This window comes from Allorhizobium sp. NPDC080224, from assembly GCF_050281005.1.
Taxonomy (GTDB): Bacteria; Pseudomonadota; Alphaproteobacteria; order Rhizobiales; family Rhizobiaceae; genus Allorhizobium.
In genome coordinates this window covers 1-11268 of sequence record NZ_JBNNWJ010000004.1, presented here as the reverse complement: position 1 = coordinate 11268, position 11268 = coordinate 1, and the positions used below count along the sequence as shown (strand labels likewise).

General features: G+C 61.2%; 12 protein-coding genes and 1 tRNA gene. 5 read left to right on the top strand and 8 right to left on the bottom strand.

All coding sequences use genetic code 11. From position 1 onward, the window contains the following. Positions 1-7 precede the first annotated feature (7 nt). The 6 genes from ACQKP1_RS21525 to paoA all read right to left on the bottom strand — a co-directional run bounded on the left by ACQKP1_RS21525 (position 8) and on the right by paoA (position 7940). The gene (locus ACQKP1_RS21525; protein ID WP_427276949.1) at positions 8-1573 is read right to left on the bottom strand and encodes an ABC transporter substrate-binding protein; all 1566 of its coding nucleotides are present in this window, start codon (positions 1571-1573) and stop codon (positions 8-10) included. A 183-nt stretch (positions 1574-1756) separates the two neighbouring features. Next, positions 1757-3028, bottom strand: coding sequence for a glycerate kinase type-2 family protein (locus tag ACQKP1_RS21520; RefSeq protein ID WP_427276948.1), 1272 nt, complete (start codon positions 3026-3028; stop codon positions 1757-1759). A 179-nt stretch (positions 3029-3207) separates the two neighbouring features. Then, positions 3208-3915, bottom strand: coding sequence for a L,D-transpeptidase (locus ACQKP1_RS21515; protein WP_427276947.1), 708 nt, complete (start codon positions 3913-3915; stop codon positions 3208-3210). 355 nt (positions 3916-4270) lie between these two features. Beyond that, positions 4271-6469, bottom strand: a complete 2199-nt coding sequence (gene paoC, locus ACQKP1_RS21510; RefSeq protein WP_427276946.1) for an aldehyde oxidoreductase molybdenum-binding subunit PaoC — start codon at positions 6467-6469, stop codon at positions 4271-4273. Next, positions 6466-7425: an FAD binding domain-containing protein gene (locus ACQKP1_RS21505; protein ID WP_427276945.1), complete on the bottom strand. Its 960-nt coding sequence runs from the start codon at positions 7423-7425 to the stop codon at positions 6466-6468. Before ACQKP1_RS21505 ends, paoC begins: the two co-directional genes overlap by 4 nt. After that, the gene (paoA, locus tag ACQKP1_RS21500) at positions 7422-7940 is read right to left on the bottom strand and encodes an aldehyde dehydrogenase iron-sulfur subunit PaoA (RefSeq protein WP_203018285.1); all 519 of its coding nucleotides are present in this window, start codon (positions 7938-7940) and stop codon (positions 7422-7424) included. Before paoA ends, ACQKP1_RS21505 begins: the two co-directional genes overlap by 4 nt. A gap of 154 nt (positions 7941-8094) precedes the next feature. On the opposite strand from paoA, the gene ACQKP1_RS21495 reads away from it, so the two are divergent. The 3 genes from ACQKP1_RS21495 to ACQKP1_RS21485 are packed head-to-tail and all read left to right on the top strand — an operon-like array spanning position 8095 to position 9452. Continuing rightward, complete coding sequence (locus ACQKP1_RS21495; protein WP_203018287.1) at positions 8095-8361, top strand: hypothetical protein; 267 nt, start codon at positions 8095-8097, stop codon at positions 8359-8361. Further along, positions 8358-8969, top strand: a complete 612-nt coding sequence (locus ACQKP1_RS21490; protein WP_427276944.1) for an iron chelate uptake ABC transporter family permease subunit — start codon at positions 8358-8360, stop codon at positions 8967-8969. Before ACQKP1_RS21495 ends, ACQKP1_RS21490 begins: the two co-directional genes overlap by 4 nt. Positions 8970-8975: 6 nt before the next feature. Further along, the gene (locus ACQKP1_RS21485) at positions 8976-9452 is read left to right on the top strand and encodes an iron chelate uptake ABC transporter family permease subunit (RefSeq protein WP_427276943.1); all 477 of its coding nucleotides are present in this window, start codon (positions 8976-8978) and stop codon (positions 9450-9452) included. Between the two features lie 366 nt (positions 9453-9818). Here ACQKP1_RS21485 and ACQKP1_RS21480 read toward each other — a convergent pair whose 3' ends face one another. Continuing rightward, positions 9819-9968, bottom strand: a complete 150-nt coding sequence (locus ACQKP1_RS21480) for a hypothetical protein (RefSeq protein ID WP_427277055.1) — start codon at positions 9966-9968, stop codon at positions 9819-9821. Here ACQKP1_RS21480 and ACQKP1_RS21475 point away from each other — a divergent pair. Further along, on the top strand, positions 9934-10146 hold the full coding sequence (locus ACQKP1_RS21475; protein WP_427276942.1) for an IucA/IucC family C-terminal-domain containing protein: 213 nt from the start codon (positions 9934-9936) through the stop codon (positions 10144-10146). The genes ACQKP1_RS21480 and ACQKP1_RS21475 overlap by 35 nt on opposite strands. Positions 10147-10240: 94 nt before the next feature. After that, complete coding sequence (locus ACQKP1_RS21470; protein ID WP_427276941.1) at positions 10241-10894, top strand: ATP-binding cassette domain-containing protein; 654 nt, start codon at positions 10241-10243, stop codon at positions 10892-10894. A gap of 279 nt (positions 10895-11173) precedes the next feature. On the opposite strand, the gene ACQKP1_RS21465 is transcribed toward ACQKP1_RS21470, so the two are convergent. Next, positions 11174-11250, bottom strand: a tRNA-Met gene (locus tag ACQKP1_RS21465). Between the last annotated feature and the right edge of the window lie 18 nt (positions 11251-11268).

Sequence of the window (11268 nt, the reverse complement as noted above, 5' to 3'; positions counted from 1 at the left end):
AGGAGGATTACTGCTTCGTCACACCGTGCAGGTTGAGAAGGAATGAGGGCTGAAGCTTGAAGCCCTGGACATTAGCGGTCGTGACCGCGTTCTGCTTCCAGTTGGCGACGAACAGCCAGGGGGCATCGTCATGCACGATCTCCTGGACCTGGGCGTAAAGCTTGCCGCGCTCAGCCTGATCCGTCGATGTGCGTGCCTTCTCCAGCAAGGCGTCAACCTCGGGGTTTGAATAGTAGCCCGAGTTGAAGCCACCCTTATCCGGCATCGCATCACTGCGCAGCGTAAGATAGGGAACGGTGTCGGGATCATTTGTCATCCACGCCATTTCAGCCATGTCAGCCTGACCGTCGAGACCCTGGTTGACGCGGCCGAGGAAGGTATTCCACTCGTAGGTCTCGATCTTCACGTTGAAGCCGACGGCCTGCAGATCGGCCTGGATGGCCGCGCCCATCGTTACCGGATCAAGCATGCCCGAGCCGCCTTCAGTGACATAGAACGTGAGTTCCGGCGTCTCGACACCTGCCTCGGCCAGCAAGGCCTTGGCCTTTTCGGGGTCGTAGGCGTAGGGATCGACCGAGCTTTCCACCCAGTTGAAGGCAGGCGGAATGGGGCCAGCGGCCACGGTCGCCGTGCCCTGGAGCACATCGTTGACCAGCGTCTCCTTGTTGACGGCATAGTTGGCGGCCTGGCGAACGCGCTTGTCGGCGAACGGACCGCTCTTCGTATTCAGGATACCGAACCAGACATGCGGACCCGCCTGTTCGGCAACGGAGAACGCAGCATCCTGCTGGAAGGTGGTGAGATTGTCCGGCGGCACCTCGACCATCACGTCGATGCCTCCGGCTAGCATCTCCGCCACACGAGTGTTTGCATCTGTCACGGGTCGAAAGACGACGGCCTCAAGAGCGGCAGCCTCACCCCAGTAGTCCGTGTTACGCTCGACGACCACACGCTGGTTCGACAGCCATTCGGCAAACTTGAAGGGTCCGGTGCCCGAGGGGTTTCGGCCATAGTCGGCGCCATGCTGTTCCACAGCCGCCGGAGAAACGATCAGCCCTGTGGGATACGCAAGATTGGACAGGAAGGGTGCAAACGCCTCGCTCAGCTTGAATTCGACCGTCTGGCCGTCAATCACGTTGACGGACTCGACGGAGGCAAAGTTGAACGACAGGGGAAAAGGCCCAGTGTTGTAGAAGGGATGGTCCTCTTTCAACATGCGGTCAAAGTTGAACTTCACCGCGTCGGCGGTGAAATCAGAACCGTCATGGAACTTCACGCCCTGACGCAGCTTGAAAGTATAGGTCTTGCCATCTTCTGAGATGTCCCAGCTCTCCGCGAGCGCCGGCTCAATCTCCAGCGTCCCGTCCTTGAAGCGCACAAGGCCCTCATAGACATTCACCAGAATGCGGAAATCATTGGTGGCGGTGACCGTGTGCGGATCGAGAGATTTCGGCTCGGCAATCTGCCCGACGACGAGAACATTGGGAGGGGTCTGCGCGCCCGCCGGCTGGGCGGCGATCATGGCGGCACTCAAGGCGGCAGCGGCGAATGCGCTCCGGAATAGCCTCTTCATGGGGAAATCCTTTCGATTTGGCATCTTGTATGCGCGCTATTAATTCACATAGATAACCCGATTGCAATAATTTATCATGATAGATATCAACCGCAGGCTTTCTCGTGGAAATGCCAATGCAGCGAGCACCGGCACCATCACGCGTCGGATTTCGTCAGTGGACGGGATTTTCGGCTAAAGCCTTTATGCGGTCGGCCGCGGCTGCACGAGGATCGCGCGGAAATCGTTGACGTTGGTCAGAGTTGGGCCGGTGACAACCTGCGCGTCCAACGCCGCGAAGAACGAATGGGCGTCGTTACGTTGCAGAGCGTCGCTCGGGTCGCAATGCAGTTCGGCAGCCTTTTTCAAAAGTTCGGGACCGATGACGGCGCCGGCGACTTCGGCTGCACCATCGACACCATCCGTATCGCAAGCGAGCGCGTGGATACCTCCAGCGCCGTCCAGAGCCAATGCAAGCGCCAGACAGAACTCGGCATTGGGCCCGCCAATGCCATCGCCGCGCCGTGTAACCGTAAGCTCGCCGCCGGAGAGGAGCAGGACCGGCGCATCCCCCGCACGCAGGGAATGCTGCACAGCCAGCGCCTCCCTTGCCTGGGCCTCGGCGACATCCCTCGCCTCACCTTCCAGGGCATCACCAAGAACGCGCACGTCGCAATCGACCTCTCGGGCCAGCGCCGCAGCCGCCTCTAGCGATTGCCGGGGTGCGGCGTAGATGACGTTCTGCACCCGGGCAAGGCGCGGATCGTCGGGCCTGACGACCCCGGAGCCGCGCTCCAATGCCTCACGGACCCGGCCCGGCAGCGCGACCTTCCATTGGTCGACGACCGCAAGAGCGTCATCCGTGCTCGACGGATCGCCAACCGTCGGACCGGAGCCGATAAAGGCCGGATCGTCACCCGGCACATCCGAGATCATCAAGGCGAGGACCTGAGCCGGCCAGGCTGCGGCGGCCAATTGTCCACCTTTTACTCGGCTGAGATGTTTTCGAACCGTGTTCATCCGGTCGATCGGCGCGCCTGACGCGAGCAGCGCCTGATTGACCGCCTGCTTCTCGGCAAGCGAAACGCCCGGCACCGGCTGAACCAAGAGCGCCGAGGCTCCGCCCGAGATCAGCGCCAGAACGAAATCGCCTTCGCCGGCACTTTCAACAAGAGCCAGCAGACGCGCCGTCGCCTTGAGGCCCGCCTCGTCTGGAACCGGATGGGCCGCCTCGACGATCTCGATGCCATGACATGGCCGGCCATATCCATAGCGCGTGATGACGAGACCTTCGCAGGGACCCCAGACCGCCTCGACCGCTTCCGCCATCCGAGCGCTCGCCTTGCCGGCGCCGACAACGATCACCCGCCCCTTCGGCTTTTCAGGCAGACAATCCTTGAGCGACCGCATCGGATCCGCCACCTCGACAGCACGGTCGAGCAGCTGCCGCAGGAAGACTTCCGGTCGTTCGATCATGCATTTGGCCCTCTCGAAGCCTTTCCGACGCAGCAATGCCGCCACGTTGACATCGCCGGCTGCCGGCGTACCACTAGGCGCGCCGGTTCTGAGACTGCGATTTTACCGCCAAACTCTGTCTTGTCGCAACGCTCCGTCTGTCACAGACCACGCTACAAGACGGAGAAGGCCTTAGCTGATCAGAACTCCCCTCTTCCGGATTCTTCGAGAGGCAGGACCACCATCTGCGATCCGACTGGAACACGGGCGTGGAGATCGATGATGTCCTGGTTGAGCAGGCGAATGCATCCAGACGATACGGATTGACCGATCGACCACGCCTCGTTGGTCCCATGGATCCGGTAGAGCGTGTCCCGCCCGTTCTGGTAGAGATAGAGGGCGCGCGCTCCGAGCGGATTGTCGATGCCGCCCGGCAGACCCTGTGCGAGCGGACCGTAGCGATCCGGCTCGCGAGCAATCATGTTCTGCGTCGGCACCCAACCCGGCCAGCGGGCCTTGCGCTTGATATCGCCTACGCCCTGGAATTCGAGACCGGCCTTGGCGACACCAATGCCGTAGCGCATCGCCTTGTCGCCCTCCATGACGAGATAGAGGAAGCGAGCATGCGGATCGACCACGATCGTGCCGGGCAGATAGGATGTGCGATAATTGACGACCTGGCGGATATTGCGGGGATCCATCTTCGACACATCGACCGCGGGAATGATCTGTCCACCGTCCTGCACTTCGGCATACATCGCCTGCAGCGCAGGATCGACCGGAGGCGCAGCCGGTTGGCGTGGCACGCCAGTCGTTTGCGAGCAGGCGGTCAGCAGCAGTGCGAGGCCCGCTGCCGCGCATAGGCTTTTCAGGATCCGGACTGCCGGCGTCACGTCAAAAAAACTCATCTACTTATCGGTCCTTGTCTGCGGGGCGATTTGGCGATGGCGATATGAAACGCCTCGCACGAAATCCCACCGCATTGGGTTTCGGCTGCGCGCCCCTTTCAGAGCCGCATTTCCGGCAAGCCTTAAGCTGGCCGGACGAGGCGATAAAACGACATTTTCTCACGGAGGCGTGATGACAATGTTTGCGGCTGAGAGAATGGAGACTGAGGAGGCGACAATCGGAAGTGATGGACGCAATGTCATCGTGCAGCAATGCCATTCACCAGGCCGTCCGACCTGGTGAATGGCGCTTAATAGGCACGCCTGAAAATACGTGGCCGGCATCGATGCCCACGCGTCCCTAGATGGTTCGAGCTCAAAAACCGGGGGGCAGATGTCCGATCAGCTTGTCCAGCGTAACCGGATAGTCGCGGACGCGAGCACCCGTGGCGTTGTAGATGGCGTTCGCGATCGCCGCCGATACACCGCACAAGCCCAGTTCGCCGACACCCTTGGCCTTCATCGGTGAAGACATCGGATCCGTTTCGTCGAGGAAGATCACCTCTTGGCTCGGAATGTCCGCATGCACGGGAACTTCATATCCGGCGAGATCGTGATTGACGAAAAAGCCTCGGCTCGTATCGACGATAAGCTCTTCCGAAAGCGCAGCCCCAATGCCCATGGTCATCGCGCCAATGACTTGGCTCCGGGCAGTGATCGGGTTAAGGATGCGGCCGGCCGCACACACGGCCAACATGCGCCGAACGCGGCACTCCCCGGTGACGACATCCACACCCACCTCGACGAAGTGCGCGCCGAAGGTTGATTGCTGATGGGTCTTGGAGAGGTCACCCCATTCGATCGTGTCCTCGCCGACAAGACCATCCGGACCGACGGCATCCGCCAGAGGGATTGCGTGACTGCCCGAGCGAACCTGACCGTTTTCGAATCGAACATCCTGAGCATTGAAACCGAGTTTTTGGATAACGGCCTCGCGCAGCTTGACGCAGGCGGCATAAACGCCAGCCGTAGAACAATTGCCACCGAACTGACCGCCGGAGCCGGCGGATATCGGAAAGCTGGAATCGCCGAGCCGGACGTCGACGTCCTCCAGTGTCACGCCCATCATTTCGGCAGCGGTCTGCGCGATGATGGTGTAGCTGCCCGTACCGATGTCAGTCATGTCGGTCTCGACGGTAATCCGGCCATTGCTTTCGAGCCGAACCCGGGCACCGGACTCGACCAGCAGATTGTCGCGATAGGCTGCAGCGACGCCGGTTCCGACAAGCCAGTTACCGTCACGTCGGGCTCCCGGCTGGCCTCGATCGCTCCATCCGAAGCGTTCCGCACCGAGGCGCAGGCAGCCGATCAGGTCGCGTTTCGAGAAGGGACGATCTGGGTTTTCCGGATCGACCTGCGTGTCGTTGATGATCCGGAAGTCGACGGGATCGATGCCGAGCTTTTCCGCCATCTCGTCCATGGCAATCTCGAGTGCCATGAGGCCCGGCGCTTCGCCCGGCGCGCGCATCGCATTACCCTCGGGCAGGTCGAGCGAGGCCAGGCGCATGGCGGTCATGCGGTTTTCGCCCGCATAAAGAAGTCGCGTCTGGTTAACAGCCGTTTCGAGACTTCCCTCCGGCAGGTTGCCGGACCAGCTCTGATGCGCGATCGCCTCGATCTTGCCGTCGGTGTCGGCACCGATCCGGATGCGCTGGATCGTCGCCGGTCGGTGGGTGGTGTTGTTCATGATCAACGGCCTCGGCAGGGAAACCTTGACCGCGCACCGGGCAGCCTTAGCACCCAGCGCGGCAAGCACCGCATCCGCCCTGAGAAACAGCTTGCCGCCGAAGCCTCCGCCGATGAAGGGTGACATCAGCCGGATCTTCTCCTTGTCCAGGCCAAGGAAGGTCGCAAGATCCGTCCGCCACCAGTCGATCATCTGGCTCGAGGTCCAGATCTTCAGTTCATCGCCGTCCCAGACCGCCATCGAGGCATGCGGCTCCATCGCCGCATGCGACTGGTCTGGTGTGCTGTACTCGGCATCGAGCGTCACAGACGCGCGAGCATAGGCATGATCGAAGTCGCCAACGGCCGTATCGGGCTTCTCATCTTCCGAAGGCTTTTCTGCCGTTTTCTTGGCCTCGGCCAGATCGAAAGCCCCTTCCTCGGGCTCGTAGGATACGTCGATCAGTGAAGCAGCCGCCCGCGCTTGTTCGAATGTCTCTGCAACGACAAGGGCGATTGCCTGATGATAATGCTGCACGACATCTCCGCCAAAGAGCGTCGCCGTATTGTGCTCACCCTTCTCGCGGCTCCCGACATCAAGTGTGGTGACCACCGCAAGAACGCCGGGCGCCTGCCGGGCGCTCTCGCTGTCGATGGAGAGGATACGCCCCTTGGCAATGCCGGCGGCCACCGGATAGCCATAGGCGATCTCAAAGCCGAGATCCCAGTGCTCATAGGCATAGGTGGCGCGACCCGTCGTCTTGAGCTCGCCGTCGATTCGCCGCGTGGGTCGGCCGACCACCGTCAGATTGTCGATGGGATTAGTCGTTTCTGGCCTGTCGAACTTCATGAGCTTTTATCCTTGGCTTGCGCAATGACAGCGCTCAGCAAGCGCTCCACGAGAGCGAGCTTGAAACGGTTCTGATCCGTCGGTCGGGCGTCAGCGAGCAAGACTGCTGCCGATGCTCGAGCACCGTTCGGCAGTTCTGCCTCCGCATCTTCGATCCGCCACGGCTTGTGTGCGACGCCCCCGAGAGCGACCCGCCCGGCCCCGTCCGGCTGGATAACTACAGCGACAGAGACGAGCGCGAAGGCATAGGATGCGCGGTCGCGAACCTTGCGATAGATCTGGGTGCCGCTGATCGGCGGCGGCAGACAGACTGCCGTGATGATCTCGCTTTGTTCAAGGACCGTTTCGATATGCGGCGTGTCTCCCGGCAGACGGTGAAAGTCGGCCAGCGGAATGGCCCGGCGGCTGCCATCGGCCTTCACCGTCTCGACGACGGCATCGAGCACGCGCATCGCAACAGCCATGTCGCTGGGATGGGTCGCGATGCAGGCGTCACTCACCCCGAGGACCGCATGCTGCCGACTGAAACCGCCGATGGCCGAACATCCGCTCCCCGGCTGCCGCTTGTTGCAGGGTTGATTGGTGTCGTAGAAGTAGGGACAGCGGGTCCGCTGCAGCAGATTTCCGCCGGTCGTGGCGCGATTGCGCAATTGTCCGGACGCTCCGGAAAGCAGCGCTCGTGCCAGCAGCGGATAGTCTCGACGGACAATCTCATGGGCGGCCAGATCGGTATTGCGCACCAGGGCGCCAACCCGCAGGCCTCCTTCGGCCGTCGGTTCGATCTTGTTGAGCTCGAGCCCGTTGACATCGATCAGATGGGTCGGCGTCTCGATTTGGAGCTTCATCAGATCAAGAAGATTGGTACCGCCTGCAATAAACTTTGCATGCGGATTTGACGCGGCAATTTGCGCTGCCGCTTCGGCCGAGGCCGCGCGTTCATAGGTGAAGGCTTTCATGAGCGTGTTTCCGCGACCTCGGTAATGGCATCGACGATGTTGGGATAGGCACCGCAGCGACAGATGTTTCCGCTCATCCGCTCGCGGATCTCTTCGGCAGTTGGCCGCGCCTTGTTTATCAGATCGTCGGTCACGTGGCTGGGGATGTCGGCCGCGATCTCTTCGAGCATCGCGACGGAGGAACAGATCTGGCCGGGCGTGCAGTAGCCACACTGGAAACCGTCATGCTTGACGAAAGCGGCCTGCATCGGGTGCAGATCACCGGGTGCGCCCAGCCCCTCGATCGTGGTGACTTCAGCGCCCTCGTTCATGACGGCGAGTGTCAGGCACGAATTGACCCGACGTCCGTCGACGATGACGGTGCAGGCGCCGCACTGGCCATGATCGCAGCCCTTTTTCGTGCCCGTGAGCTGCAGGTTTTCTCGCAAGAAGTCGAGCAATGTGGTTCGGTTGTCGACGTCGATCTCGCGGAATGTCCGGTTCACCGTCAGGCGAACCTTGCTAGTCTCATTCATCAACTCACCTCGTTATCGCATGCCCACGGGAACGGTTCCGACCTATTCGCCGGCATGCGACCAATACGCCACAGCCCGCGCCAAGTTTGCAAAAGCCACCCGACACGAGTTTGTTCCAACCGATATCCGACCCTGCCGGGCGTTGGCTGTCTGCTTGCAAGAAAAGGCCTGGACAGAGGCTGGCAATCACTACTGTTTCTCGACCTCCGGGCTGGATGCGATTGCGCGAAACCCGGAGGCAAGGCTCGTCATCATCGAGCCGGGCCCACCCGAGAAACTTGTCGGAAGCGCCTTGTGGAGAGCAATTCCCTCCGTAAAAGCAAACCGGGTCGTGACCATACCGCCGACCTGGGTCTTCGGCGCCCTGCCGTCTGCCCTGCGCTTTGCGACGATCCTCGGAAAGGCGCTGCAACCGGCATGAAGCAACGCCCCTTACTTCTGTTCATGCTGCTGATTTCGTCTGCACTTGCGCTGACCATTCTGGGCTACAGCAGCCATGTTCCCCTGTCCCGGATGATGGCGGCGATCCTCGATCCTGCGCCGGACAGCTTAGGCGAGACCTATCTGCGCTACGCCCTTCTTCCCCGCATTTTTGTAGCGCTGTTTGCTGGCGCTGCCCTCTCTCTGTCCGGAGTGGTCTTCCAGCAGGTTCTGAAGAACCCTCTGGCGGAACCGAGCACGCTGGGACTTCTGTCCGGCGCTCAGCTTGCCATCACGCTCGCGGCACTCGCCGCACCGGGCATGGCGGTTTGGTCCATCGAACTATCCGCTGTCACCGGAGCCCTCGCCACGCTTGGGCTTGTCATGCTGCTCGCATCAAGAGGTGGCTTTTCCCCCGTCACCATGCTCCTTGCCGGCATGATTATCAGTTTCTTTGCCGGAACCGCATCGGTCGTCCTTGCGCTCTTCAATCATGAATATCTGCGCTCCGTCTTCATCTGGGGCAGCGGCTCGCTCGTTCAGAACGACTTTTCCAATGCCGTGGCACTGGCGCTTTGGCGGCCTGAATCCCGATGCTTGTGCTTTTGAAAGAACATGACCGTGACGGTGCTGCAGGCTGAAGCCCGAACGCCCAACTCCAGCCCGCGCCACCGCCCGCACTGCGCCCTGCTCATCGCGATCGTCGTGATGGGCGCAATCGCCGTCTTTTCTCTGACCGAGCATCTGTTCATCGACAACCTCCCAACGGCGGAGCTGGCTTCGGGTCGATGGCCGCTGGTCCTTGCGGCAGCCTCGGCCGGGGCCATGCTGGCTCTGGCCGGCACGATCATGCAGTCGGTCACGGCCAATCCGCTCGCGAGCCCCGAAGGCCTTAGGGTGAGCGCGGGCGCCGCTCCACGACGGTCCCGGACCTCGCTGCTGTCGTTGTCTGCCATCCTCACAGCTGCCGCTACCTTGGTCGTCGGCCCTTTGAGCTTTGTCGGACTGATCGCGCCCCATATCGCGGCGATGACCACGCCTCCAAAGCCGCTGGACCGGGCATTGTGTGCGGCCGCCGCCGGGGGGCCTTGATGACCGCGGCTGACTGGCACGGTCGCAGCATTCACTTCCCCTAAGAAATCCCCGCAGGCGTCCTCGCGGCCTTCGTCGGTGGACCGTACTTCCAGTGGCTCCTTTACCGGAGGCACCCATCAACAGCCTTAGCACCCCGGCGGATCTGCTCTCGCGATGAGCGGCCCGCTCGCGCCGATCCGGGACAGACTGCACCATGGACCGGAAATCCGCAGGGTGGTGCCATCAGCACAGGTGCTGGAAACCGATGCCTTTGCTTGTCTCCATGAGAGCTACGCACCTCGTTTTGCCGTCAAACCCGATGGCTGTCTGGTTCCCCTATGGTCGCAGAAATAGCTGGCGACCGCGATCATCCCCGTCATGGCCCTATCCGTGATCGGGGGAAAAGCCGTTCATGCCGACATCGAGAACACCGCGACCGTGGTCGATGACGACAGCGAGCTGGTAGCCTTGCGTCTCCCCACCGCTTTCACGACAGAAGATGCCGAACCATACAGCCTCCCTACTGGTCTCCACGCACCTGACCCCGCTCGTTGATGCCTTGGCAAGGCGGAGCGGCCTGTCGAGAAAAGTCTTCTGGGGCAACGCAGCGCATTACCTCGAGTGGATTGTCCGGCAACTTTCCGGGAAAAAACCCAGACTTCAATCTACCTGCCCGGCTGACGGATGCCATTCGCTATGTCGAGGAGAATAGACTGCGCGTGCGTCGCCGGAAAGTCTGAGAGATCGCATTCCGGGTATCGAGGATTGCGGCAGTCTCTGCCCAGATGGAGTAAAAAGTTCAGGTCTTGAACGGACAGAGATCGACCTTCTGTCTTTCCGACGTCGCCGAGCGGCCCATTCTTGCACCGCTGACGCTCGATATCCCGATGGATGGCCATGTTCTCGGGCTGATCAGGCACAACGGCTCCGGCAAGTCGACGCTTCTGAAACTGCTGCCACGTCAGCAAGCGCCAACGAGCGGCAGCATCACCCTGGACGGACGAACGCTCGACGCCTGGGACGACCAAGCGCTGGCACACAAAGCTGCCTATCTGGCGCAGCACCTGCCCTCGGCTGTCGGAATGACCGTCCGCGAACTCGTATCGCTTGGACGATATCCCTGGCACGGGCCCCTCGGTCGGTTCGGCGAGATGGACAGGCAAAAGACCGACGAGGCGATGGCATTGACCGGTGTCACGCCCCTCGCCGACCGCCTCGTCGACACGCTCTCCGGCGGTGAAAGACAACGCGCCTGGCTCACCATGCAGGTGGCGATACGGAATGCCTGCTGCTCGACGAACCGATCTCGGCCCTCGACATCGCCCACCAGATCGAGGTGCTCTCACTGCTCCGCAATCTGTCTCAGGAGAGAGGTCTCGGTATCATCATCGTCCTTCACGACATCAACATGGCGTCCCGCTTCTGCGATAACATCACTGTTCTCCATTCCGGCCGCGTGATCAGACAGGGAGCGCCGGAGACGATCATGACGCCTGAAGCACTGCAGCGCATCTATGGTTTACCCATGGACGTCATAGCGCATGAACCAATCGGAAGACCTTTGGCGATTGCGCGATAGGCTGTGTTGAAGCTCGGTCACCGACAGCGCTCAATTCGCAATGAGCTGCCTTCCAGATTGTCCGTCGAACCCGATATTGAGCAGCAACGCAAAAAGCTCCTCGACGATTATGGCGAGGAGCTTTTTGATGCGATTTTCGAATGGTAGATTTAGGTTATACTGGTTGCGGGGGCAGGATTTGAACCTGCGGCCTTCAGGTTATGAGCCTGACGAGCTACCGGGCTGCTCCACCCCGCGCCAAGAGCGCAACTTTGT